General features: G+C 72.1%; 22 protein-coding genes. 12 read left to right on the top strand and 10 right to left on the bottom strand.

Going from position 1 to position 24,759, the window contains the following annotated elements:
- The first annotated feature begins 240 nt into the window (after positions 1–240).
- The 3 genes from ureG to ACZ7MG_RS38955 all read left to right on the top strand — a co-directional run bounded on the left by ureG (position 241) and on the right by ACZ7MG_RS38955 (position 3,491).
- A complete protein-coding gene (gene ureG / locus ACZ7MG_RS38965) occupies positions 241–930 on the top strand; it encodes an urease accessory protein UreG (RefSeq protein WP_471396873.1) in 690 nt (229 codons plus the stop codon).
- On the top strand, positions 927–1,703 hold the full coding sequence (locus ACZ7MG_RS38960; RefSeq protein WP_471396869.1) for an urease accessory protein UreD: 777 nt from the start codon (positions 927–929) through the stop codon (positions 1,701–1,703). The genes ureG and ACZ7MG_RS38960 overlap by 4 nt, the downstream gene beginning before the upstream one ends.
- A gap of 198 nt (positions 1,704–1,901) precedes the next feature.
- Entirely contained in the window at positions 1,902–3,491 is a 1,590-nt protein-coding gene (locus tag ACZ7MG_RS38955) for an alpha/beta hydrolase (protein WP_471396866.1), read from the top strand.
- A gap of 63 nt (positions 3,492–3,554) precedes the next feature.
- Here ACZ7MG_RS38955 and ACZ7MG_RS38950 read toward each other — a convergent pair whose 3' ends face one another.
- Together ACZ7MG_RS38950 and ACZ7MG_RS38945 are read right to left on the bottom strand one after the other, a co-directional pair.
- A complete protein-coding gene (locus ACZ7MG_RS38950) occupies positions 3,555–4,574 on the bottom strand; it encodes an NAD-dependent epimerase/dehydratase family protein (RefSeq protein WP_471396879.1) in 1,020 nt (339 codons plus the stop codon).
- A 183-nt stretch (positions 4,575–4,757) separates the two neighbouring features.
- Positions 4,758–5,495: a lysophospholipid acyltransferase family protein gene (locus tag ACZ7MG_RS38945; RefSeq protein WP_471396863.1), complete on the bottom strand. Its 738-nt coding sequence runs from the start codon at positions 5,493–5,495 to the stop codon at positions 4,758–4,760.
- Positions 5,496–6,281: 786 nt separating this feature from the next.
- Between ACZ7MG_RS38945 and ACZ7MG_RS38940 the strand changes: the two genes are divergently transcribed.
- Positions 6,282–8,393: a SpoIIE family protein phosphatase gene (locus ACZ7MG_RS38940; protein ID WP_471396860.1), complete on the top strand. Its 2,112-nt coding sequence runs from the start codon at positions 6,282–6,284 to the stop codon at positions 8,391–8,393.
- 30 nt (positions 8,394–8,423) lie between these two features.
- On the opposite strand, the gene ACZ7MG_RS38935 is transcribed toward ACZ7MG_RS38940, so the two are convergent.
- Positions 8,424–9,683 (bottom strand): CdaR family transcriptional regulator, encoded by a 1,260-nt coding sequence (locus ACZ7MG_RS38935; protein WP_471396857.1) that lies wholly within the window; start codon positions 9,681–9,683, stop codon positions 8,424–8,426.
- A 197-nt stretch (positions 9,684–9,880) separates the two neighbouring features.
- Here ACZ7MG_RS38935 and ACZ7MG_RS38930 point away from each other — a divergent pair, with 197 nt between their 5' ends.
- From ACZ7MG_RS38930 to ACZ7MG_RS38915, 4 genes are read left to right on the top strand one after another with little or no spacing between them, the layout of a single operon-like run.
- On the top strand, positions 9,881–10,813 hold the full coding sequence (locus ACZ7MG_RS38930) for a substrate-binding periplasmic protein (protein WP_471396854.1): 933 nt from the start codon (positions 9,881–9,883) through the stop codon (positions 10,811–10,813).
- A 9-nt stretch (positions 10,814–10,822) separates the two neighbouring features.
- Positions 10,823–11,599 (top strand): amino acid ABC transporter permease, encoded by a 777-nt coding sequence (locus ACZ7MG_RS38925; RefSeq protein WP_471396852.1) that lies wholly within the window; start codon positions 10,823–10,825, stop codon positions 11,597–11,599.
- Positions 11,596–12,405, top strand: coding sequence for an amino acid ABC transporter ATP-binding protein (locus tag ACZ7MG_RS38920; RefSeq protein ID WP_471396849.1), 810 nt, complete (start codon positions 11,596–11,598; stop codon positions 12,403–12,405). The genes ACZ7MG_RS38925 and ACZ7MG_RS38920 overlap by 4 nt, the downstream gene beginning before the upstream one ends.
- On the top strand, positions 12,402–13,691 hold the full coding sequence (locus ACZ7MG_RS38915) for an NAD(P)/FAD-dependent oxidoreductase (protein WP_471396846.1): 1,290 nt from the start codon (positions 12,402–12,404) through the stop codon (positions 13,689–13,691). The genes ACZ7MG_RS38920 and ACZ7MG_RS38915 overlap by 4 nt, the downstream gene beginning before the upstream one ends.
- A gap of 102 nt (positions 13,692–13,793) precedes the next feature.
- On the opposite strand, the gene rocD is transcribed toward ACZ7MG_RS38915, so the two are convergent.
- From rocD to ACZ7MG_RS38895, 4 genes are all read right to left on the bottom strand, one after another.
- Positions 13,794–15,020, bottom strand: a complete 1,227-nt coding sequence (gene rocD / locus ACZ7MG_RS38910; RefSeq protein WP_471396843.1) for an ornithine--oxo-acid transaminase — start codon at positions 15,018–15,020, stop codon at positions 13,794–13,796.
- Positions 15,017–15,142, bottom strand: coding sequence for a hypothetical protein (locus tag ACZ7MG_RS38905; RefSeq protein ID WP_471396840.1), 126 nt, complete (start codon positions 15,140–15,142; stop codon positions 15,017–15,019). The genes rocD and ACZ7MG_RS38905 overlap by 4 nt, the downstream gene beginning before the upstream one ends.
- The gene (ddaH, locus tag ACZ7MG_RS38900) at positions 15,139–15,969 is read right to left on the bottom strand and encodes a dimethylargininase (RefSeq protein ID WP_471396837.1); all 831 of its coding nucleotides are present in this window, start codon (positions 15,967–15,969) and stop codon (positions 15,139–15,141) included. Before ddaH ends, ACZ7MG_RS38905 begins: the two co-directional genes overlap by 4 nt.
- Positions 15,970–16,092: 123 nt before the next feature.
- Entirely contained in the window at positions 16,093–16,584 is a 492-nt protein-coding gene (locus ACZ7MG_RS38895) for an Lrp/AsnC family transcriptional regulator (protein WP_216588426.1), read from the bottom strand.
- 101 nt (positions 16,585–16,685) lie between these two features.
- On the opposite strand from ACZ7MG_RS38895, the gene ACZ7MG_RS38890 reads away from it, so the two are divergent.
- The 4 genes from ACZ7MG_RS38890 to ACZ7MG_RS38875 all read left to right on the top strand — a co-directional run bounded on the left by ACZ7MG_RS38890 (position 16,686) and on the right by ACZ7MG_RS38875 (position 20,973).
- Entirely contained in the window at positions 16,686–17,453 is a 768-nt protein-coding gene (locus ACZ7MG_RS38890) for a LytR/AlgR family response regulator transcription factor (RefSeq protein ID WP_471396834.1), read from the top strand.
- Positions 17,454–17,462: 9 nt separating this feature from the next.
- On the top strand, positions 17,463–17,882 hold the full coding sequence (locus ACZ7MG_RS38885) for a hypothetical protein (RefSeq protein WP_471396831.1): 420 nt from the start codon (positions 17,463–17,465) through the stop codon (positions 17,880–17,882).
- Positions 17,883–17,903: 21 nt separating this feature from the next.
- The gene (locus ACZ7MG_RS38880) at positions 17,904–19,649 is read left to right on the top strand and encodes a sodium/solute symporter (protein WP_471396828.1); all 1,746 of its coding nucleotides are present in this window, start codon (positions 17,904–17,906) and stop codon (positions 19,647–19,649) included.
- 103 nt (positions 19,650–19,752) lie between these two features.
- Positions 19,753–20,973: a sensor histidine kinase gene (locus ACZ7MG_RS38875; protein ID WP_471396876.1), complete on the top strand. Its 1,221-nt coding sequence runs from the start codon at positions 19,753–19,755 to the stop codon at positions 20,971–20,973.
- A 19-nt stretch (positions 20,974–20,992) separates the two neighbouring features.
- Here ACZ7MG_RS38875 and ACZ7MG_RS38870 read toward each other — a convergent pair whose 3' ends face one another.
- From ACZ7MG_RS38870 to ACZ7MG_RS38860, 3 genes are read right to left on the bottom strand one after another with little or no spacing between them, the layout of a single operon-like run.
- Positions 20,993–21,148 carry a hypothetical protein gene (locus tag ACZ7MG_RS38870; RefSeq protein WP_152167271.1) on the bottom strand — a complete coding sequence of 52 codons (156 nt, stop codon included), beginning with the start codon at positions 21,146–21,148 and terminating at the stop codon, positions 20,993–20,995.
- Positions 21,149–21,162: 14 nt separating this feature from the next.
- The gene (locus ACZ7MG_RS38865; RefSeq protein WP_471396826.1) at positions 21,163–23,079 is read right to left on the bottom strand and encodes a serine/threonine-protein kinase; all 1,917 of its coding nucleotides are present in this window, start codon (positions 23,077–23,079) and stop codon (positions 21,163–21,165) included.
- 25 nt (positions 23,080–23,104) lie between these two features.
- Positions 23,105–24,556 carry a DUF6777 domain-containing protein gene (locus ACZ7MG_RS38860; RefSeq protein ID WP_471396823.1) on the bottom strand — a complete coding sequence of 484 codons (1,452 nt, stop codon included), beginning with the start codon at positions 24,554–24,556 and terminating at the stop codon, positions 23,105–23,107.
- Positions 24,557–24,759 lie beyond the last annotated feature (203 nt).

Genomic DNA, 24,759 nt, shown 5'->3' with positions numbered 1-24,759 from the left:
TTCTCGCCCCCGCCGCCCCTACCCGTCCCATCCCCAGGGGCTGCGCCCCTTCGACCCCCAGACGTCCGTCCGGTGGGGCTTCTCGCGCAGTTCCCCGCGCCCCTGAAAAAGCGGGGCTGCGCCCCTGCTTTTTCGGCCCGAAAGGGCCGTAGGCCCTTAAGGGGCGCGGGGAACTGCGCGAGAAGCCCCACGCACCCGCACCCGACAACGAAACCGCCCCCACCCCCAGGAGTCATCAGCATGCATCTCGATCACACCCACTCCCACGACGGCCCCGCCGCCCTCAGCGCGGACGCGCACCGCGTGGACGGGACGCGGCGCGCGTTGCGGATCGGGCTCGGTGGGCCCGTGGGGTCCGGTAAGACGGCCACCGTGGCCGCGCTGTGCCAGGCGTTGCGCGAGGAGTTGTCGCTCGCGGTGGTGACGAACGACATCTACACGCGGGAGGACGCGGAGTTCCTGCTCCGCGAGGCCGTGCTGCCGCCGGAGCGGATCACGGCCGTGGAGACGGGCGCGTGCCCGCACACCGCGATCAGGGACGACATCTCGGCGAACCTCGAAGCGGTGGAGGACCTGGAGGACGAGGTCGGGCCGCTCGATCTGATCCTCGTCGAGTCCGGGGGCGACAACCTCACCGCCACCTTCTCCAAGGGCCTCGTCGACGCGCAGATCTTCGTCATCGACGTGGCCGGCGGCGACGACATCCCCCGCAAGGGCGGCCCCGGTGTCACCACCGCCGACCTGCTCGTCGTCAACAAGACGGACCTCGCGCCGTACGTCGGGTCCGACCTCGCCCGGATGGCCGCGGACGCGAAGGCACAGCGCGCGGAGCTGCCGGTGGTGTTCCAGTCGCTGCGGAGCGAGGCCGGGGTCGGCGACGTCGCGGCCTGGGTGCGGGAGAAGCTCGCGGGGTGGACGGTAGGAGAGTGACGGAAGAGGCACGAGGGACCTCCGGCGTCAGGGCCACCGCCCGTATCGCGGCCCGTGCCGACGGGCGGGGCGGTACGGCCCTGCCCGTGCTGGAGAGCGACGGACCCCTGGCGTTGCGCCGCACCCGGGGCAGCGGCGACGAAGCCCGGGTCATGTTGGTCGGGGCGATGAGCGGACCGCTCGGCGGCGACCGGTTCGCCGTCGAGGCCGAGGTCGGCGAGGGGGCCCGGCTGCGCGTCGGGTCGGCCGCCGCGACGATCGCGTTGCCGGGGCAGGCGAAGGGCGAGGCACGTTACGACGTACGGATCGATGTCGCAGACGGCGGTGAACTGCGGTGGCTGCCCGAGCAGTTGATCTCCGCGCAGGGCAGCGATCTGTCGGTGTCGACGCGGGTGGAGCTAGCGGCCGGGACCCGGCTGGTGTTCCGGGAGGAGCAGGTGCTCGGACGGGTGGGGGAGGAGCCCGGTCGGCTCACCAGTCGGCTCACCGTGCTGCTCGGCGGGCGGCCGTTGCTCGATCAGCAGGTGGGGTACGGGCCGGGCGCGCCCGGCGGCTGGGACGGGCCCGCCGTGCTGGGCGGGTTCCGCGCGCTGGGGCAACTCGTCGTCGTACGGCCGGAGTTCGCCGAACGGGCACCCGCGCCGAGGGTGTTGGGGGAGACCGCCGCGCTCACCCCGCTCGCCGGGCCCGCCGTCCTCGTCAGCGCCCTCGCGCCGGACGCGCTGAGGCTGCGCCGCGTACTGGACGAGGCCCTTGCCGAGCTGGACGGTTGACGGAAGCGGCTCCCCGGAGGCGGCTCCGGATCGCGAGGAGCCGCGGTCGTCCCTCCGCTGAACGGGACTTTCCGCACCGGTTATCGGATTAGTAAAGAACTGTTCGCCCCCCTGTCCTCAGGCACCTCACAGGCACGAGGATCCCCGTGACCATTCGAAACTTCGAATCTATGTACGGGGAGTTCCCTCTTGAGAGGTATGAGGCCGACCAGAAGGGCGGCAGCGTTCGGCTCCGCCGGACTGCTCGTCACGGCGACCCTGATAGCCGGTGCCGTCACCGCCCCCGTGGCCAGCGCCGCGACCGACGCTCCCGCGCAGGACCGCGAGGCCAAGGGCGTCGCGGTCGCCGCCGCGAAGGCGGCGAAGAAGGGCATCGCCTGGCAGGACTGCCCCGAGAGCTGGGGCCTGGAGAAGCCGATCAAGTGCGGCTGGGTCACCGTCCCGCTGGACTACGCCAAGCCCAACGGCAAGCAGATCAAGCTGGCCGTGGACCGGATCGGCAGCACCGGTACGAAGCAGGAGCGCCAGGGCGCGCTCGTCTACAACCCGGGCGGTCCGGGCGGTTCCGGTCTGCGCTTCCCGCGCCGGGTCACGACCAAGGCCCCGCTGTGGGTCAACACGTCCAAGGCGTACGACTTCGTGGGCTTCGACCCGCGCGGTGTCGGCAAGTCGGCGCCCATCTCCTGCGCCGACCCGCAGGAGTTCGTGAAGGCGCCGAAGATGGACCCGGTCCCGGACTCCGAGGCCGACAAGCGCAAGCAGCGCAAGCTCGCGGCGGCGTACGCGGACGGCTGCAAGAAGCGCAGCGGCGCGATGCTGCCGCACATGACGACCCCGAACACCGCGCGTGACCTGGACGTCATCCGGGCCGCCCTGGGGGAGAAGAAGCTCAACTTCCTCGGCGTCTCCTACGGCACGTACATCGGCGCCGTCTACGGCACCCTCTTCCCGAACCATGTGCGCCGTATGGTCGTCGACAGCGTGGTGAACCCCTCCCGCGAGAAGATCTGGTACCAGGCCAACCTGGACCAGGACGTCGCGTTCGAGGGCCGCTGGAAGGACTGGACGAAGTGGGTCGCGGCCAACGACGCGACGTACCACCTCGGAAACACCCAGGCCAAGGTGCAGGCGAAGTGGCTGGAGCTGCGTGCCACCGCAAAGAAGAAGCCCCTCGGCGGGCTCGTCGGGCCGGCCGAGCTGATCTCCTTCTTCCAGAGCGCCCCGTACTACGACTCCGCGTGGGCGCCCACCGCCCAGGTGTGGAGCAAGTACGCCGCCGGTGACACCCAGGCGCTGGTCGACGCCGCCGCCCCGGACCTCACCGACACCGCGGGCAACGCCGCCGCCGAGAACGGCAACGCCGTCTACACGGCGGTCGAGTGCACCGACGCCAAGTGGCCCACGAGCTGGAAGAAGTGGGGCCGCGACAACACCCGGCTGCACAAGGACCACCCGTTCATGACCTGGGCCAACGCCTGGATGAACCTGCCGTGCGCCACCTGGCCGTCCAAGCAGTACACCCCGGTGGACGTGAAGACGAAGAAGGGCCTGCCGCCCGTCCTGATCGTCCAGTCCGAGCGGGACGCGGCCACCCCGTACGAGGGTGCCGTCGAACTGCACAAGCGGTTCAAGGGCTCGCGGCTGATCACGGAGACGAAGGCCGGCTCCCACGGAGTCACCGGCCTGGTCAACCCGTGCGTCAACGAGCGGGTCGACACCTATCTGCTCACCGGCAAGGTGGGCAAGGCCGACGTGAAGTGCGCCCCGCACGCCACGCCGACGCCGTAGGAGTGTGAGAGGAGGGAGGGGCGACCGGAGGAACCCGGTCGCCCCTCCCTTCTGTGCGCCCGCCTACCGCCCGGCCGGCCACGCGTCCTCCGCCGCGTAGTCGAACAGGTCCCCGTACACCTCGGCCATCCGGGGATACGCCTCCCGCCAGTCCCGTGCGCCGGCCAGCCGGTCCTCGATCCACGCGATCGTCTCCGGCAGCGACTCCGCGTACCGCACCACCGGGCGGTAGCCCAACTCCCGTTCCGCCAGCGCCATGTCGCACACCACGGGCACCGGCACGGTCCACGGCGTGTCGCCCACGGTGGGGGAGGGGGCCGGGCCGTCCACGAGGACGTTCTCCGGCTCGACGCCCATCACCGCGTCGATCGCGGCGGCGATCTCCACGACGGTCGGCGCCTCGGGATCGACGGCGTTCAGCGCCCGTGTCCCCGGCCGCGCGGCGGCCAGCCGGATCAGCTCGGCGAGGTTGTGGACGCTCGCCGGATGGAACCGGCTCTCCCCGCCGTACGCGAGGACCCGGCGCCGCCGCCCGTCCAGGTTGCGCTTGACGAAGTACAGCTCGCGCGGCGTACGGCAGTGCGGGCCGTGGACGGCGCCCGCGCGCAGCAGGGTCGTGGGCAACCGGTCGCCCCCGGCGAGGAGTTCGCGCTCCAGCCCCGCCTTGCGGGTGCTGTACGAGGTCTCGCCCGGCCGGATCGTGCGCTGGCTCTCCGGGAGGGGCAGCGGGTATGCGGGGAAGCCGTCCGGCTCCGCCTGGGTGTCGAAGTTACGGCCCTTGTCGTCCTCGTACACCGAGACGCTGGAGATCACGACCGCCGAGCCGATCCGGTCGGCCAGGCCGAGCAACTGCCGGGCGTGCTCGGGGCCGTACGCGACCACGTCCACCATCACGTCACAGCCGTCACCGACCGCCGCCGCCAGCGCCGCGTCGTCGCCCCGGTCCGCCGGTACGGTCCGAACGTCCTCCGGCCAGCCGTCGTCCCGGCCACCGCCCCGCGAGAGGGCCGTCACCGCCCAGCCGTCCCGCGCCAGCGCGCCCACGGCCACGCGCCCGATCTGTCCCGTCGCTCCGATCACCACAGCACGTCGTGTCATGCCCCCGACCGTACGACGCCCGCGCCCGACCGCGGTGACGATCTGCTCCCGGCAGAACGCCCCGCCGCCCGGCGCGCTCCCCCAACCCGGAACCGCCTGTGGTGCCTCCCCCAACCCGGAACCGCCTGTGGTGCCTCACCCAACTCGGCATGGCCCGCGGCGACTTGCTCAACTCAACGGCATACGCGGGAACTTGCGTTCCTTCGCCGCCTTTCCGGCCTTGGCCGCCGATGCCTCCTCCGCCTTCACCACGGCCGCGTACTGGTCGACGTACTCCTGCTCGGAGAGCGTGAGGATCGCGTACATGATCTCGTCGGTGATGGCGCGCAGGACCGCCTTCTCGTTCTCCATCCCCTCGTAGCGGGAGAAGTCCAGGGGCTTGCCGAAGCGGATGACGACGGGGTGGAGGTTGGGGATGACCTTGCCCGGCGGCTGCGCCTCGAAGGTGCCGATCATGGCGCAGGGGATCACTGGCACCCCGGCCTTCAGCGCCATGACCGCGACGCCGACCTTGCCCTTGTAGAGGCGGCCGTCGTGCGAGCGTGTGCCCTCCGGGTAGATGCCGAGGAGTTCGTCCTTGCTCAGCACCCCGAGACCCTCGCGGATGGCGGCCTGTCCCGCGTCCTTGCCGGAGCGGTCGACCGGGATCTGCCCGGCGCTGTGGAAGAAGAACGCCGTCAGCCTGCCCTTGAGCCCCGGGCCGGTGAAGTACTCGGCCTTCGCCAGGAACGTGATGCGGCGCTTGATGATCGCGGGCATCAGGAAGTGGTCCGAGAAGGACAGGTGGTTGCCCGCGACGATGGCCGCGCCCGATGACGGTACGTGTTCGAGGCCCTCGATGCGAGGCCGGAAGACCAGTCTCAGCAGCGGCCCCAGAAGCACGTACTTGAGCAGGTAATAGAACACGGCGTCTCCCTCGCGCTACCGGATCGGCCAACTTTGCTGACGTTGCGTCAGGCGCATGAGCGCTGGTGAGCCCCGTCCCGCGTGTCGACGACTGATCGTAGCCCGACACGCCGCGTCACCGGGAGCACCCGGAGCCGCCCGGATCGTCCCGTACGGACTTCTGGCCGGACCATGTCGGGGAGGTGCGGCGGTGGGGTGGCGGATGGGATCGCTCGGCGCCGTGGAGCGGCGGGGCGGCGGCACCCGGGCCGCCACGGGGCGCCCGTGCGAGGCTCCGGTACTCGGCCGGATATCACCGTGCCGGGCCGTCGAGCCGTCGAGCCGCCGGGCCGCCGGGCCGCCGGGCCGTCGAGCCGCCGGGCCGTCGAGCCGCCGGGCCGCAGGGCCGTCGAGCCGCCGGGCCGCCGGGCCGCCGGGCCGTCGAGCTGCCCAGCCGTCCAACCGTCGAGCCGTCGAGCTGCCGGGCTGCCGGGCTGCCCAGCCGTCGAGCCGTCGAGCCGTCGAGCCGTCGAGCTGCCGGGCTGCCCAGCCGTCCAGCCGTCGAGCCGTCGAGCTGCCGGGCTGCCCAGCCGTCCAGCTGCGCCCTCGCCCGTCACCTCCTCACCTCCTCACCTCCTCGGCATCGACCGGAGCGGGCCGTCCGTCGGCAGTCGGTCGGGCGGCCCCGTCCAGCGTCCGGCCAGCGCCTCGCCCGCACGGCCCCACCCGCCGTCGTGCCCGTGATCCACATGCCGTCGTCCGCGTGCGGGCTTAGCGTCGGCTTATGGGCGTTAGGTGTGGCGCCGCATGACCGGGTCCGGTGTGGAGCCGGGTGTGGTCGATCCGCTCGGTGAGACCCTGGCGGCGGCGGTGCGCCGTACCGGTGCCAGGTCCGGCGGTGTCTATCTGCTGGACCCGGCGGAAGCCGTGATCGGCCTCGTCGCCCTGTGCGGCATCCCGGTCGACGCCTTCGCCCCGTGGTGGCGGGCTCCCTTCGCCGTGCACGGTCCGAGCCAGGACGCGATACGCAACGAGCGTCTGGTCTGGGTGAGTTCGCTGGACGAGCTGGCCCGCAGCTACCCCCGCGTCGCCGCGAGCATCCCCTACCAGGTCGCGTTCGCGGTCGTGCCCCTCAAGGACGTCCGGCACTGCCGCGGCGCACTGCTGCTGATGTGGCCCCCCGGCCGTTCGTCCCGCCTCAGCCGCCGCGAGCGCGGGCACATCGCCGACGGCGCCCGCCGGATCGCCCACGTCCTGGACGCCTCCGCGCACCCCCCGGTCATCCCGGACCGGCCCCGCTTCGTCCCTCCCCACCACGCGGAGCCGAGACCGCAGTCCGGGCTCGCCGCGGCCCAGCTGGTGGAACGGCTGCCCCTCGGGGCCCTCGGCCTCGACCTCGGCGGATGCGTCACCTACCTGAACGCGGCAGCCGCCGACCTGCTCGGCAGACCGGCCGACCGGCTGCTGGGCACGCAGCCGTGGCAGTCACTGGCCTGGCTCGACAACATCGCGTACATGGACGCCTACCGCACGGCCGTGAGCAGCCGGGAGCCCATCGCCCTGACCGTGCTGCGCCCACCCGACCGCTGGCTCGACCTCCGCCTCCACACCGACGACACGGGCACCAGCGTCCTCATCGCCCCCGACCCCACCTCCCGGCCGCCCGGCGCACAGCCGACCTTCACCGGCACCCCCACGCACAGCCGCATCCATCTGCTGATGGCATTGGCGGCCGCGCTGACCGAGACCCTCGGCGTCCAGGACGTCGTCGACCTGGTCGCCGAACGGATCCTGCCCGCGTTCGGCGCCCACGGCATGATCATGTCCACCGCCGACGCCGGCCGCATCCACATCATCGGACACCGCGGCTACGACCCCGCCGTCATCGAACTGTTCGACGGACTGCCCACGGACGCCGACCTGACCCCCGCCGGCCGCACCCTGACCACCGGCACCTCCTCGTTCTTCGCCGACCGCGGCGAACTGTCCCTCCTCTATCCGAGGGCCCCGCAGATCACCGACAAGCACGCGTGGGCCTTCCTGCCGCTGCTCAGCTCCGGCCACCCCATCGGCTGTCTGCTCCTCGCCTACAACGAACCCCACCCCTTCACCGCCGCCGAGCGCTCCATCCTCACGCCGCTGGCCGGACTCATCGCCCAGGCCCTGGACCGCGCACGCCTCTACGACGCCCAGCACAACCTCGCCCACGCCCTCCAGCAGACCCTGCTGCCCCACGCGCTGCCCACCGTGACCGGGCTCGACGTCGCCGCCCGCTATCTGCCCGCCAGCCACGGCATGGACATCGGCGGCGACTTCTACGACCTCATCCGCCTCACCGACACCACCGCCGCGGCCGTCATCGGAGACGTCCAGGGCCACGACATGACGGCGGCGGCCCTCATGGGGCAGGTCCGGATGGCCGTCCACTCGCACGCCACGGCCGGCGCCACCCCCGACCAGGTCCTCACCCGCACCGACCGCGACCTCGCCGACCTGCACGCCAGCCGCTTCGTGTCCTGCCTCTACGCCCACCTCGACCTGGCCCGCCACCAGGTCACGCTCGCCAGCGCCGGACACCCGCCCCCGCTGCTGCACCACCCCGACAGCCGGACCCACCCCGTGCACATCTGCCCCGGCCCCCCGCTCGGCATCGGCATCGGGAGCCCCGCCTACCCGCTCACCTCGCTGTCCCTGGCCCCGGACACGCTTCTCGCGCTGTACACCGACGGCCTCGTGGAGAATCCCGGCACCGACATCACCCGGACCATCGAGGACCTCGCCGAGCACCTCGGCGAGGTCGGCGGCCTCCCCCTGCACCAGCTCGTGGACAGCCTCGTCCACCACACCCGGCACACCGACCGGCACACCGACGACATCGCCCTGCTCCTGCTGCGGCCCCACCGCACCACCGAGCCGTGAGCGCCGCCGGGTCCGGCGCCCCGGCGGCGCTCAGCTGGTGCGGCCGGGCCTCGCCGGCAGGTCGGCCGCGGTCTCCCCGGGCCGCGTGGGTGTCTCGGGGGCGCCGCCCAACTCGTCGGACAGGCAGGCGAGATACAGGGCCATCGTGGCGCGGTGGTCACGCAGCGGCCGGCCGGTGAGCTGCTCGATCTTCTGCATGCGGTAGACGACGGTGTTCCGGTGGACATGCAGCGCCTCGGCCGCCCGGACGAGGTTGAAGCCGCCCTCGCACCACGCGGTGACCGTGTCGCGGAGCACCGGCCATTCCGGCTGGGCCCGCAGCTCGGCCGCGGTCGTCGCGAGCAGTCGGCCGCGGGCGGGCTGGCCCACCGTCGCCAGGACCTGATGGATCCGCAGCTCGGCGATCAGCTGGACCGGGGCGCCGCCCGCCCCGCGCGCACGGGACCGGGCGGTCAGCCGGAGCGCGTCGCAGGCGTCCTGGTAGGAGTCGTGGAGGGCGCCGACGGAGTCGGCCGGTTCGCCGATCCCGGCGCGGGCCGTGAGGGAGTTCTGCGCGGCGATGACATCGACGACCCGGCGGCAGTCGGCCACCAGGGACGCCGTCGCCCGGTCGGCCCGCAGCCGGTGCAGCACCCCCAGCCGGCCGGGGGCCGTGGTGGCGACGATGTCCTGAGGGTCGGCGAAGACCTCGCGGACCGTGCGCAGCAGCTCCGAGCGGACCAGCGCCATGTCCTGGGCGGGCGCCCCGCCGTGCCGGCGGCCGCCCGGTCCGGCCACGGTCACCTCGAAGGCCACCGCGACCCGGGGCAGCCGCAGATCGAAGCCCAGCTCGGCGGCGCGGAAGTGCAGGAAGTCGCCCTCGACGACCTGGGGGTCGTACGAGGCGAGGTCGGTGAACAGCTTCTCGGCCGCCCGCTCGGCGAGCAGCCGGGAGCGCAGCATCACCGACTCCCGCAGCAGGATCTCCGTCTGACGCTTCACCAGCAGACCGAACCGCCGGACCTGGGCAGGGGTCCCGGTGATCCCGACCGTGCCCACCGCCTGCCCGTCCGTGACCAGCGGCAAGGTGATCCCGGGGCGCACACCCCGCAGCCGCAGGGCCTCCGGGGCGCTGTGCGCGGCCGGTTCCTGTGTACGGATCACCTCCACGGAGGCCTCGTGGAAGGTGCCGACCCGGCTGCTGTCGCCGCTGCCGATGACCATGCCCTCCGCATCGGTGATCAGCACGTTGAAACCGATGACCGCGGAGGTGTCCCCGGCGATCTCCTGCGCGAGTGACGGGCTCAGCACGGGTGTTCCTCCCGTCGGGGGATGGACCGGAGCTGGACGAACCGTACAGCGCGGGGGGTGCTGCCCACCACAAGTCCGTACGAAGCGAACAGTGACCCGCGACCGGCACGCTCGTAGCCTTTGGGCCCATCACCTCCCGCCGGGGCACACCGCGGTGAACGGCGGGTTCCGCAGGCCGATCTGGAAGGCCCACCCCGATGAACCGTCTGCGTTCGCTCGTCGCCGCCCTGTCCGCCACCCTCCTGCTGTCCACCGTCGCCGCCTGTGGCGGGGACGGCGACGACGGCCCGAAGAACGTGTCGGCCAAGACCGCCGCGCTGGGCACCCTCACCCTCGGTGTCATCAAGGTCGCCGTCCAGCCGTACGCGCCGTACACCAGTGTCCAGGGCGACAAGATCGTCGGCCTGGACGGCGACATCCTCGACAGGGTGGCCGAGAAGCTCGGTCTCACGGTCGAGCCGCAGGTCACGGACTTCGCCGGCATGCTCGCCGGGGTGCAGTCCCGCCGCGTCGACATCACGATAGGCGGGGTCGCCTGGACGGCGGACAGACAGAAGCAGGGCCTGTTCACCGACCCGCCCTACTACTCGCCCCCGGCGATGGCCGTCCGCAGCGGCAAGACGTACCGGACCGTCGACGATCTGAAAGGACTCGACCTCGGGACCGTCGAGGGCTATGTCTGGGTCAAGTCGATCCAGGCCGTCCCGGACGCGAAGCTGCACGCCTACCCCGACGCCAACGGCGTCTTCGACGACCTGGGCGCGGGCCGCGTCGACGTCGGCTTCCTCGACCCGCTCATCATCATCGCGGCCCAGAAGGAACGCCCCGAGCTGAAGATCAGCACCCAGTACCTGACCCCGCCGAGCGCCGCCGAGGTGAAGGCGAACCCCGCCTACGCCTACTTCCAGCCGTACCAGACAGGCTTCTACCTGCCCAAGAAGGCCACCAAGCTGGAGAAGGCGATCTCCGCCGAGATCGACGCCATGTACACCGACGGCGAGATGGCCGAGCTGGTCGAGAAGTACGGCGGCGACCCGAAGCAGTTCCTCGTGCCGGCCGCCGATGTCGCCACCGCGCGCCGGGGCGTGGACCGGCCGCAGAACTGGACCCCGCCGTCCGTCGCCGAGTGAGGGGCTGACATGTCCGATCTCGCCGGGTTCTTCGAAGTCCCTTGGGCCGACTACCGGTCCGACCTGTTCGACGCGCTCTGGCGCACCATCTCGTACACGGTGGTGAGCTTCGCCGGGGCGGTGCTGCTCGGCCTCGCGGTGGCGCTGCTGCGGCTCAGCCGGGCCTGGCCCGCGCGGGCCGTCGCCGCCGTCTACACCGAGGTGTTCAAGAACGTCCCCCTCCTCGCCATCATCTTTCTCACCTACTTCGGGCTGGCCTCGGCCGGCATCCGGCTCGACGTGTTCACGGCCGGCTGCCTCAGCCTCGTCGTCTTCTACGCCGCCTATCTCTCCGAGATCTTCCGCGCGGCGATCAGCGGGGTGCACGCCGGCCAGACGGAGGCCGGGGAGGCGCTGGGCCTCGGACGGGCGGGCATCTTCGGGCACGTCATCCTGCCGCAGGCCGTACGGCAGGCGCTGCCCGGCACCAACACGATGCTCGTCGACCTGCTGAAGTCCACCTCGCTGCTGGTCACCGTCTCCGCCGCCGAGCTGATGTCCGAGGGCCGGCTCATCACCTCGGCCACCTTCCGCGCCCTGGAGGTGTACCTCGTCATCTCGGCCCTCTACTTCGCCCTCTGCTATCCCCTCTCCCAACTGCTCCTCCTGCTGGAGCGCAAGGTGCGGGCGGGAGTCCCCCTGTCCCCCTGGCGACGCCGACGCCTCACGGCGGCCCGCGCGCTGCTCGCCACCGACTCGCCGGCCCCGGTCGGGGACGACGCCGACCTGAAGGCAGGTGCCGTATGACCGAGTCGGCGACCACCCCCGAAAAGGCCGTGACGGACAAGGCCGTGACAGACAAGGCCGACGCCGTCGTGCGCATCAGCGGACTCAGCAAGTCCTTCGACGGCCGTCTAGTCCTCGACGACGTCGGCCTGCAGGTCGACCGCGGCCGCATCGTCAGCGTCATCGGGCAGAGCGGTGGCGGCAAGACGACCCTGATGCGCTGCGTCAACCTGCTGGAACGCCCAGATCGGGGCACCGTCGAGGTCGCCGGGGAGGTCGTGCACCAGGGCGGCCGTACGGTCTGCCGCGACCTCGCCCGGCTGCGCCGCACGGTCGGCATGGTCTTCCAGCGGTTCAACCTCTTCCCGCATCTCACGGCCGTCGAGAACGTCGTCCTCGCCCAGCGCAAGGCGGGCGTCCCCGAACAGCGGGCGCTGGAGCGGGCCGTGGCCCTGCTGCGCCGGGTCAAGGTCGCCCACCGCGCCCTCGCCCTCCCCGACCAGCTCTCCGGCGGCGAACAACAGCGCGTCGCCATCGCCCGCGCCCTCGCGCTCACCCCCGAGGTGCTGCTCTTCGACGAACCCACCTCCTCCCTCGACCCGGAGGCGACCCGGGAGGTACTGAGCGTGATGCGGGAACTCGCGGCCGACGGCATGACCATGCTGCTGGTCACCCATGAACTGCCCTTCGCCCGCGAGGTCTCCGACCACGTCGTCTTCGTCGACGGCGGCCGGATCGTGGAGGAGGGCCGGCCCGAGGAGGTCCTCGACGCCCCCTCCCAGGCCCGCACCCGGGAGTTCCTCGCGTCCTACGGAACCGCGTCATGACCGCTGCGGGAGCACACACCGGCGACGGTCCCGTCGTGGTCGTCGGCGGCGGTGTCGTGGGCCTGTGCACCGCCTACTACCTGGCCGCCGCCGGGATCCCGGTGGAGGTCGTCGAACGGCGCGGCCTGGGCTCCGGGGTGTCCCGGGGCAACGCGGGCTGGGTCTGCCTCAGCCACTCGACACCGGTGCCGGCCCCGGGAGTCCTGCGCTACGCCCTGCGCTCCCTCGGCCGCCCCGACTCGCCCCTGTATCTACGGCCGCTGCCGGACCCGGCGTTCGTCCGGTGGCTGTGGCGGTTCTGGCGCAGCAGCACACCGGCCGCGTTCCGGCACGGCTACGCGGCGATCGCCGAGCTGAACCGCACCACGTTCGACCTGTTCGAAGGGTTGCGCGAGGCGGGCGTCGACACGACGCTCACCCGGCCCGGCATGGTGCACGCCTTCCTGTCACCGGCCGAGGCCCGCCACCACCTCGCCGTCCAGCGGGAGATGGCGGACGGCCGCTACCCGCTGCCCGACGACGTCACCACGGGCGCCGAGGCCCGGCTGCTGGACGACGCGCTGTCGCCCAAGGTGCGCGCGGCCTATCTCGTCGAGGGGGAGGGCGTGGTCGACCCGAAGGCCTTCGCCCGCGCGCTCGGCGAGGCGCTGGCCGCCGCCGGGGTGAAGGTCCACGAGAACGCGGAGGCCACCGGTTTCCGGTCCGCCGGGGGCCGGGTCACCGCGCTGCGCACCGAGCAGGGCGAGATCCCCTGCTCGGCCGTGGTCGTCGCGGCCGGGATGCGTTCCCCCGGCCTGCTGCGCGCCCTGGGCAGCCGTCTGCCTCTCCAGGCGGGCAAGGGCTACAGCTTCTCCGTGGAGCTGGATCCGGCGCCGCGTCACACGCTGTACTTCGGTGAGCGCCGGGCCGTCGCCTCGCCGATCGGGGGCACCACGCGGATCGGCGGGACGATGGAGCTGAGCGGCAACAACAACCGGCTCGACTGGCGGCGGGTGGTCGCGGTCGCGCTGGCGAGCCGGCACTATCTGGGCCGCTGGTTCGACGATCCGGACGACCTGGTCGGGCTGATCCGCGATCCATGGGTGGGCGGGCGGCCGTTCCTGCCGGACGGGCTGCCCGTCGTCGACCGGGTGCCGGGGCACGAGAACGCGTACGCGGCCACCGGGCACGGGATGCTGGGGGTGACGCTCGGGCCGGTGACAGGGGCGTGGCTCGCGGAGTACGTCCGTACGGGGAGGCGGCCCGAGGTGCTCTCGCCGTTTCGGTTCGACCGGTTGCGGGCCTGAGGGCGGGGGCGCACCGGCTGCGGACGGTTCGCTGTGCACGGGTCCGTCGTGGTTGCTCGCGCAGTTCCCCGCGCCCCTCTCGGGGCGCGGGGACCCCGGACCCTAGGAGCCCTCTTCCAGTACCTTCCCCAACGTCCCCAGCGCCGAGCGGAGTTCCGCTGCCGTGATCGTCAGGGGTGGGGCCAGGCGGATGGTGGAGCCGTGGGTGTCCTTGACGAGGATGCCGTGGTGCATGAGGCGATGGCTGATCTCGCGGCCCGTGCCGATCGCGGGGTCGACGTCGACGCCCGCCCACAGGCCGCGCGCCCGGAACCCGACCACGCCCCGGCCGACCAGTTCCGTGAGCCCGTCCCGCAGGACTCCGCCCAGGTCGGCGGCCCGGCGCTGGAACTCCCCGGTACGCAGCAGCTCGACCACCGCCGAGCCGACCGCTGCCGCGAGCGGGTTGCCGCCGAACGTCGACCCGTGCTCACCGGGACGCAGGACCGACAGCACCTCCCGGCGGGCCACCACCGCGGACACCGGCACGATGCCGCCGCCGAGCGCCTTGCCGAGCAGGACGGCGTCGGGCAGGACGTCCTCGTGCTCGACGGCCAGCGTGCGCCCGGTGCGGCCGAGGCCCGACTGGATCTCGTCCGCGATGAACAGACAGCCCGTGCGGCGGGTCAGCTCACGGACCCCGCGCAGATAGCCGTCGTCCGGGATCAGCACCCCCGCCTCGCCCTGGATGGGCTCGATCAGCACCGCCGCCGTCGTCTCGTCGATCGCCGCCTCCAGCGCGGCGAGATCGTTGTACGGCACCACCCGGAAGCCGGGCGTGAACGGGCCGAAGCCGTCCCGGGCCACCGGGTCCGTGGAGAAGCTGACGATCGTCGTCGTACGGCCGTGGAAGTTGTCGGCGGCGACGACGATCGTGGCCCGGTCGGCGGGGACGCCCTTGACCTCGTACGCCCATTTCCGGGCCACCTTGATCGCGCTCTCCACGGCCTCGGCGCCGGTGTTCATCGGCAGCACCATGTCCAGGCCGGTCAGCGCGGCCAGGGACTCGGCGAACTCGGCGAGCCGGTCGTTGTGGAAGGCCCGCGAGGTGAGGGTGAGCGTGTCGAGCTGGCGGTGCGCGGCCTCGATCAGCGCCGGGTGGCGGTGGCCGAAGTTGAGGGCGGAGTAGCCGGCCAGCATGTCCAGATAGCGGCGGCCCTCGACGTCCTCCACCCAGGTGCCCTCGGCGCGGGCGACGACCACGGGCAGCGGGTGGTAGTTGTGCGCGAGGACCGGCTCCTCGGCGCGGATGAGGTCGGCCGACGAACGCGTGTGGACGGGGGCGGTCATGAGCGGACCTCCGGGGTCGCGGGGCGGATCGCCGGGACGGGGCGGCGGGTGTCCTGGGGCACGTGGGCCGTGCGGGGCACAGCCGTGTGGGCCGTGCCGGTCTCAGGGGTCGCGTGGGTCATGGGCGGAGCTCCTGGGTGACGCACTTGATGCCGCCGCCGGCCTTCTGGAACTCCGACAGGTCGACGGGGACGGGCACATAGCCCTGCCGGGTGAGCTGGTCGGCGAGTTCCTTGGCGCGGGGCGAGATGAAGACGTGGCGGCCGTCGGACACGGAGTTCAGGCCGAAGGCCATGGCGTCCTCGCGGGTCGCGATCACCGCGTCCGGGTAGAGCCGGGCGAGGACCGCGCGGCTGCCGGGGGAGAAGGCCTCCGGGTAGTACGCGATGTTCCCGGGGGAGCCGTCGGCGCCGTCGTCGAGGACGAACAGCGCGGTGTCCAGATGGTAGAAGCGGGGGTCCACCAGCTGGAGGCTGATCACGGGGACGCCGAAGAACTCCTGCGCCTGGCGATGGGCCTCACGGGTCGTGCGGAAGCCGGTCCCGGCGAGCAGATAGCGACCGGTGGGCACCAGGTCGCCCTCTCCCTCGCACACCGACTCGGAGCGCAGCACCTCGTACCCGGCTGTCTTGAACCAGGCGTCGTAGGCGGTGGACTCGGGGCGCCGCTCGGGCGCGTGGAACAGCGAGCCGAGGACCCGGCCGCCGAGGACGAGGGCGCAGTTGGCCGCGAAGACCATGTCGGGCAGCGCCGCCACCGGCTCCACGCTGTCCACGGTGTGGCCGTGGGTCCGGTAGGTGCGGATCAGCTCCTGCCACTGATCCTGGGCGAGATCGACGTCCACGGGGGCGTCCGGATGCATCCAGGGGTTGATCGAGTACTGCACGGCGAAGTGTCTGGGTTCACAGACGAGAAAGCGCCGAAGGCGCGGCACACGGCTGTCGGGCACAGAGGGTTTCTCCGCTTCCTGACGAGTGTCGGCTGGGATGACACCACGGTAGGAATCAGGCCAGGCGCACGACAAGAAACGAACGTTGCGTGTTCGCGCAGTAATGCTGCGTGTTGAAGCGGCTCAACGCACGTTCGCTGCGTCCTGGGTCGCCCCGGCCTCCGGAGCCTCCGGCAGCAGATGCGACAGCACCATGTAACTGATCGTCTTCCGGATGAACGGCTCGGTGCGGATGCGCTCCAGCACCTCCTCGAAGTGCTCCACGTCGACCGCCCGTACGTGCAGCAGCGCGTCCGCGCCCCCGGTCACCGTCATCGCCGCGGTGATCTCCGGATGGTTGCGCACCACCTCCGCGAGCCGCCGGGGCGGCGCCGCGCCCTCGCAGTACACCTCCACGTACGCCTCCGTGCGCCAGCCGAGCGCGGCCGGCTGCACCGTGGCCGTGAAGCCCGTGATGACCCCGGTCTCCCGCAACCGGTCCACCCGCCGCTTCACCGCGGTGGCCGAAAGACCGATGTCCGAGCCGATCTCGGCGAAGCTGGTCCTCGCGTTCGCCATCAACGCCGTGATGATCTTGCGGTCGAGTTCGTCGAACGCCGCGGACTTGCTGCTCATGCGGGCACTGTATCCAGCGAGGGGGCTCACGGCCCCCGGCGCGAAGCCCTCCGGCGTGCGCCCGTGTGCATGCGTGCGAATTGCTCCTACACTCCACGTTCATGCTGCGCGCGCTCGCCGTCGATGACGAGAAACCCTCCCTGGAGGAACTGCTCTACCTGCTGAACGCGGATCCACGCGTCGGCAGCGCCGAGGGCGCCAGCGACGCCACCGAGGCTCTGCGGCGGATCAACCGGGCCCTGGAGTCCGGACCCGACGGGCCCGAGGCGATCGACGTCGTCTTCCTCGACATCCACATGGCCGGACTCGACGGCCTCGACCTCGCCCGTCTCCTCACCGGCTTCGCCCGGCCCCCGCTGGTCGTCTTCGTCACCGCGCACGAGGGCTTCGCCGTCCAGGCCTTCGACCTCAAGGCCGTCGACTACGTCCTCAAGCCCGTCCGCCGGGAACGCCTCGCCGAGGCGATCCGCCGGGCCGCCCAGCTCCGCGAGGCCACCACCGCCCCGGCCCCGCCGATACCGGTCCACGAACCCGACCCCGACCACATACCCGTCGAACTCGGCGGGGTGACCCGCTTCGTCGCCGTCGACGACATCACCCACGTCGAGGCCCAGGGCGACTACGCCCGACTGCACACCCCCCAGGGCAGCCACCTCGTCCGCATCCCGCTCTCCACCCTCGAAGAGCGCTGGCGCGCACGCGGGTTCGTCCGCATCCACCGCCGCCATCTCGTCGCCCTGCGGCACGTCGGCGAACTCCGCCTGGACGCGGGCACGGTCAGCGTCCTCGTCGGCCCCGTGGAACTCCAGGTCAGCCGCCGGCACGCCCGCGAGCTGCGCGATCTGCTGATGCGCCGGACCACGGGCTGAGGAGCCGCCATGCCGAACGACCCCACGGGACGCCCCGCCGACGGCCTTGCCGAGCGCCGTGCCGACCGCCCCGCCGAGCGCCGTGCCGACCGCCGCGTCGTCGTCACCGGAGTGCCCCGCCGCACCCGGCGCGCCACCGGCCACCAGCGCCCCCGCACCGAGATCGACGAACAGACCACCCTCGGCCACACCTACGTCCGCTCCCTCATGCGCAGCCAACTCCGCGCCGCCCTCGCCGTGTTCACGGTCCTGGTCCTGCTGGTCGCCCCGCTGCCCCTGGTCTTCGCCGCGATGCCGGACGGCGCCGGCCTGGAATGGGCCCTCCTCGGCTTCGGCGTCTACCCACCCCTGGTCCTCCTCGCGTACTGGCACGTACGCCGCGCCGAACGCAACGAACAGGACCTGGTCCGGCTCGTCGAGGACCGCTGAGGCGACGGAAACAGTGAACCCGTGAACGAGAACTACGCCGTCCCCGCGGTCGCCCTCGTCGTCGTCGCGACCGTCCTCGTCGGCGCCTTCGGCCTGCGCATCTCCCGCACCACCTCCGACTTCTACGTCGCCTCCCGCACCGTCGGCCCCCGCCTCAACGCGGCCGCGATCAGCGGCGAGTACCTCTCCGCCGCCTCCTTCCTCGGCATCGCCGGCCTCGTCCTCGTCCAGGGCCCCGACATGCTCTGGTACCCGGTCGGCTACACCGCCGGCTACCTCGTCCTCCTGCTCTTCGTCGCCGCCCCGCTGCGCCGCTCCGGCGCCTACACCCTGCCCGACTTCGCGGAGGCCCGGCTCGCCTCCAAGACCGTACGGCGGCTCGCGGGCGCCTTCGTCGTCGGCGTCGGCTGGCTCTACCTCCTGCCCCAACTCCAGGGCGCAGGACTGACGTTGAACGTGCTCACCGACGCCCCCGAGTGGCTCGGCGGAGTCATCGTCGCCGTCGTCGTCGCCGCCACGGTCGCCGCCGGCGGCATGCGCAGCATCACCTTCGTCCAGGCCTTCCAGTACTGGCTCAAGCTCACCGCCCTGCTCGTCCCCGTGCTCTTCCTCGTCCTCGCCTGGCAGGGCGACGGCGCCCCGCGCCACGCCTTCGACGAACCCGCGACCTTCCGCGAACAACGTGTCGTCCGGGTCGACGAGACCCTCGACCTGAAGCTCGAAAGTCCCCTGACCGTCACCGCCTCCGGCACCATCGACGGCCGCCGCTACGACGACCGGCGCGTCGACCTGCCCACCGGCACTCACCGCATCGACCGGGGCACCCGCCTGACCTTCACCGAGGGCGACACCGTCCCCGTCGCCGACCGCGGCACCAACGGCGGCATGTCCACCTCCCTCGCCGCGGGCCGCGAGGAACGCCCCCTGTACGCCACCTACGGACTGATCCTCGCCACCTTCCTCGGCACCATGGGCCTGCCCCACGTCGTCGTCCGCTTCTACACCAGCCCGCACGGCGTCGCCGCCCGCCGCACCACCGTCGTCGTCCTCGGCATGATCGGCTTCTTCTATCTCCTCCCGCCGCTCTACGGAGCGCTCGGCAGGATCTACGCCCCCGACCTCACCCTCACCGGCGACGCCGACGCGGCCGTCCTGCTCCTCCCGGACCGCATGATCGGCGGCCTCGGCGGCGACCTGCTCGGCGCGCTGGTCGCGGGCGGCGCCTTCGCCGCGTTCCTGTCCACCGCGTCGGGGCTGACCATGGCGGTCGCGGGCGTGCTCACCCAGGACGTGCTGCCCGCACGGGGCGTACGGCACTTCCGGCTCGGCACGGTCCTCGCCATGGCCGTACCGCTCGCCGCGAGCGGCCTGGTCGGCGGGCTGCCCGTCGCCGACGCGGTCGGTCTCGCCTTCGCCGTGTCCGCCTCCTCCTTCTGCCCGCTGCTCGTCCTCGGCATCTGGTGGCGCCGCCTCACCCCGCCGGGCGCCGCCGCGGGCATGCTCGTCGGCGGCGGCGCGGCCCTCCTCGCGGTCGCCGCGACCATGGCCGGATACCCCGGCACCGGCACCCTGCACGCCCTGCTGGCCTGGCCCGCCCTCTGGTCCGTCCCCCTCGGCTTCCTCACGATGGTCCTGGTGTCCCTGGCCACCCCCGGCAAGGTCCCGCCCGAGACCCCGGCGATCCTGGCCCGCTTCCACCTCCCCGAGGAACTCGTCGGCGGCCGGACCCGCGCGGCGACCAAGGAGGTCGAACTGTGGCGGGGGTGAGGACGCGCACGGGCCGGGCCGGGCCCGGGTCGGCAGCGACGGAAGGGAACCCACGAGCCGCGAGCGGTGTACCCATTGCAGGAGGTGAGCGATGAGCGCTGAAGTGACCGGGTTCCTCGCGGGGTTCTGTGTGGCCGTACTGCCGCTGCTCGCGGCCGGGTTCTGGCTCGGCCGGCGTACGGCCCACCCCCGGAACAGCCTGGGCGGCCTCGGCACCCCCGTCGAGCACGCCACCTTCCAGACCCTGCACACCGCCACCCTCGCCGCGCCCCCGCTGCGCGCCGGACTCACCGAGGAGACGGCCCGCAGATCCGCCAAGCGGCTGCGCACCCTGCTCGGCACGGACGCCCTCTGCCTCACCGACCACGAGTCGGTCCTCGCCTGGGAGGGCGTGGCGGAGCACCACCGCGCCGAGATCATGGGCCGGCTGGCGGGCCCCCTGGAGACCGGCCGCGGCGAGGCCTTCCCGCTGACCTGCGACATCCTGGACTGCCCGGTGCGCTGGGCCGTCGTCGCCCCCCTCACGGTCGACGACCGGGTCCACGGCGCGCTCGTCGCCTGCGCGCCCCGGGAGTCCGCCGTCCTCGTCCGGGCCGCCGGCGAGGTCGCCCGCTGGGTCTCGGTCCAGCTCGAACTGGCCGACCTCGACCAGTCCCGCACCCGCCTGATAGAGGCCGAGATCAAGGCCCTGCGCGCCCAGATCTCCCCGCACTTCATCTTCAACTCGCTCGCGGTGATCGCCTCGTTCGTCCGCACCGACCCCGAGCGCGCCCGTGAACTCCTGCTGGAATTCGCCGACTTCACCCGCTACTCGTTCCGCAAGCACGGCGACTTCACCACCCTCGCCGACGAACTGCACGCCATCGACCACTACTTGGCGCTGGTCCGGGCCCGCTTCGGCGACCGGCTCTCGGTCACACTCCAGATAGCCCCCGAGGTCCTGCCGGTCACCCTGCCCTTCCTCTGCCTCCAGCCCCTCGTGGAGAACGCGGTGAAGCACGGCCTCGAAGGCACCACGGTGAACGCCGAGGGCAAGAGCCACATCAGCATCACCGCCCAGGACGCGGGCGCCGAGGCGCTCGTCGTCATCGAGGACGACGGCGTCGGCATGGAACCCGAGGTGCTGCGCCGTATCCTCGCCGGCGAGACCAGCCCCTCGGGCGGCATCGGCCTGAGCAATGTCGACGAGCGGCTCCGCCAGGTCTACGGCGACGACCACGGCCTCGTCATCGAGACCGCGGTCGGCGCGGGCATGAAGATCACCGCCCGGCTGCCGAAGTACCAGCCGGGCGTACACCCGGACGGGGGAATACCGCGGGCCTGAGGGTCACCAGGTGTGAGCCTCAGGTGCGGGACGCCACCATCCCCAGGGTCAGCAAACCCAGGACGACCCATCCGAACCACAGCCAGCCATTGCTGCCTAGCGCCACCGAGTAGGCCGTCACCGCGACCAGCCCACCGACGGTGAGCACCCCCATGGCCTTCGTCGAACCGGGCATCGCAACACCCTTCCTCAGGCTTCTTCTCCCTCCATGGTGCCTCCACTACCGGAAATGACAGTGCAGACGACAAAATGTGCGCCTTTTTTCCAGCCGTCCTCGCTGATCCAGAAACCGGAACCCGTCAGACCGGGTTCATAGCCGTACTGCTGCGGCGGCAGGTTCTCCCGGCAGGCGTCGAGAGCCTGGTCCTGGGCGTCCTCGTAGGTGGTGTCGGGGTCCATCTGGTGGAAGCCGAGCACCTTCTGCCGGTGGCGGTCCCGGCAGGAGACCAGCCGGATCTTGTTGCCGGAGATCGGGTCGAGGCAGTCCTGTTTCTGCAGGGTGGCCACATCGACGAGCACCGCGGAGCCCACGGTCCGGTAGTCGCCGATCGGCCCGTAGACCGGCCTGCGTGTGCCCAGCAGCAGACAGGCGACCCGATGCCCGGCGGCGTCGAAGCCGTCGTCGGTGGGCAGGACGGCGTAGGTCCGGAAGTCCACGAGCCTTTCGCGGGCCTCCACCGTCAGCTGCTCGCATCGGGCGGCCCCGGCCGTGCGGGCGTCCTCGGCGGACGACACCTCGAAGGAGGCCATCACCTGTCCGTCCATCGCGCGCCCCACGCACTCGGGCACGATCCGCAGCCGGGCGGCGTCCGTGAAGGGGGTGTCGGTCCAGGTCACATCCACACAGTCGCCGTCCCGCAGCGGCTCGGTCAGCCCCACGGTGCTCCCGTACGGCAGCTGGGTGCTCAGGGTGTCGCCGCTGCCGCCCAGCCCGCCCGGCAGCTCCTTGAGGTTGCCCGTCGCCCACCAGATCCCGCCGACCACCATGGCCAGCCCGAGGGTGGTGGCCATACCGGCGAGCAGGGCCCGGCCCCGGTGCCGGCGGGGGCGGTCGCGGGGGTGCCCGCCGGTTCCGGTCGCCGGTCGGGCGGGGGGAGGCTGCGGCGCGGGCGTCGGCGCGTGCCACGGTGTCGCGTGGGGCGCCCGCGAAGCGAGGATCTCGCGCTCCGCCGTGTGCGTGGCCTCGTTCGCCCAGTGCGGCTGCGAGCCCAGGTCGGGTTCGGTGCGGGGGTGGGCCTGGGGGGTGACGATCACGGAGAGCGCCGCCTCGGTCTCGGCGGCGGTGATTCGGCGTACGGGGTCCTTGGTGAGCATGGCGGCCAGGACGGGCTCCAGCGCGCCCGCCCGGAGCATGGGCCGTGGCTCCTCCAGTACGACGGCGGTCAGCGCGGCGATCTCCGAGTCGCGGTCGAAGGGCCCGTACCCCTCGACGCCGTGGTAGAGCGTGCAGCCCAGCGAGAACAGATCGGACGCGGCGGTCGGCGGCCCGCCCTGCGCCCGCTCCGGCGCCAGATACCCGGCGGTGCCGACCAGGACATGCGTGCGGGTGTAGCGGGTCTCCTGGGTGTCGGGCTGGACGGAGATGCCGTAATCGGTGAGAAGCACGCGCGCGTACGGCGATCCGGTGCGGTCCGGGGCGAGCAGGATGTTGGCGGGCTTGACGTCCCGGTGCATGACGCCGCGCTCGTGCCCGGCGGTGAGCGCGTCCAGCACGCAGAGCCCGATCCGGGCGCACTCGGCGGGCGCGAGGGCCCCGCGCTGGGCGACGAGCGCCTTCAGGTCGAGGGCGCCGGGCACGTACTCCATGACGATCCACGGCAGTTCGTCGTGTTCGAGGACATCGTGCACGGTGACCACGTTCGGGTGGTGGCGCAGCCCGGCGGCGTGCCGGGCCTCGGCGCGGGCGCGGGCCACCCGGGCCGTGCGCTCCCGCTCGGCCTCGCCCGGATTGCGGAACACGATCTCCTTGAGCGCCACCTCGCAGTCCAGCTGCCGGTCGTGTGCCAGCCAGACATGGCCCATACCGCCGCTGCCCAGCCGGTTCAGCAGGAGATAGCGGTCAGCGATGACCCGGCCGACTCCCGAATGCGGTGCTCCTGACTGCATCGGTCACTCCCGGAATTCAGTTCCGTCAGATCCACATGAACCGGGCCGATTCCCCGACAGGGTCGTCCGGAGGCGCGCTCGTCGGATCGGGAGCGCTCGTGGTCGGGGTGTCGGTGGGCGGGCCACTGTCGTCCGGCGGGGTGGGGTCGGGGTCGGGTGTCGGCGGCGGCCGGGTCGACCTGCTGGGGCTGGGCGGCGTCGGCGGAACGGCGGAGGTGGGCGCGGACGTGGGCGTGGGCTCCGGCGACGGTTGCTCAGAGGGCTTGGTCGGCGACGGCGGTGGCGCGGGTGAGGTGCCGTCCGTCGACGGGGGAGGGGGAGGGGGCGAATCCGTGGGCGACGACCCGTCGTCCGTAGGGGAGGAACCCCCGCTCGACGGTGCCGTGTCGCGATCCGTCGACGTAGGGCCGGTCTCCGACGGGGACTCCCCACCCGGCGAGGTCCCACCCGACGAGTCACCACCAGACGAGTCACCGCTCGACGAGTCACCGCTCGACGACGAGCCGTCGGAGGAAGAGCCGTCGGGGGAAGAACCGTCCGTCTCATCCGCTCCCTCGTCCGATTCCGAGGCCCTGCCCGGCCACTCCCCATGCAGGGCCACCGCCGCCCCGAACTCCAGCTCGGTGCCCGCCCCGGGGCTCGACCCGGTCACCGGCGCGTCACCCGGCGGCAGCGCGTCCCCGGCGACGGTCACCGCCAGCCCCTTGTCCGCCATGGCCGCGCTCGCCTCGCCGAAGGTCATCCCGCGCACCTTCGGCACGGCCTGCCGCACCCGCGTGTCGAACGTCGTGTCGGCCTCGCCCGTGGTGCCGACCTCCCGGCTGATGCCCTGGTCCGGGTCCTCGACGTCGACGAGCTTGATCTCCTTCAACTGCTCCGGAGCGGGCTTGACGACGACCACCCGGGACTTGTCGTAGCCCTTCCACTTCTTGTGGTCGCCGGCGAACTCCACCTCGATGTGCTCGGGGTTCTCGTCGAACGCGCGCAGTGGATTCCCGCAGCTGCACTTCACGGCGGGCAGACCCTGATCGTCGACCAGAACCGCGATACCGGCTTCGAGCAACGCGTCGAAGGGGAGGGCCTTGCCCTTTTTGTAGTCGTGGTTCTTCACGAGGGTGTCGTGGCGCAGGAGAACGGGTGTGAGTTCGTCAAGATAACGTTCGATTCCGTCGACATCGATCCCGACGATCCGGGCCCATTCCTGAGCCTTTTTCTTGTTTTCCGGAGCGGTGAGGAAATCCTCCAGCTTGCCCACGTCGCAGATCTTCGGTTTCTGTGTGCCCCCGTACAGACCAGAGGTGTTGCCCTGCTGAAGACCGCTGTGCGGTTCAAGGGCCCGCAGGTCTGGCGCGTCCCGGCCCAGCTGTTCGCCCTCGTCGAAGAAGGGGGCGAGAGCCGGTACCCCCGCTGCCACCGCCTTCACCGCGAGCAGTGAGGGGGCCGAGTCGCCGCACCCGCTCAGGAGCAGTACGCCCACCAAAAACAGACATGTTCGCAAGCGTGTGTGAATTGCCATGACCGCTCCCCCCAGCGGTTTCCCCCGTCACCCCGCGGCGCCGACGCGGGGCTCACGCAACATGCTACTTAACCTCGCGCTTTCACGGGGTGGGGTGTCCGAGGCTTGATCAAATAAGCGGAGAGTGCTCCTGACCTGCAACGATGGGACTTGTCTAGGGTCCT

The sequence above is a fragment of the Streptomyces sp. NPDC107538 genome, assembly GCF_055657445.1.
Note: the sequence above shows the minus strand (reverse complement) of the source record. Positions and strands in the feature narration are given on the sequence as shown.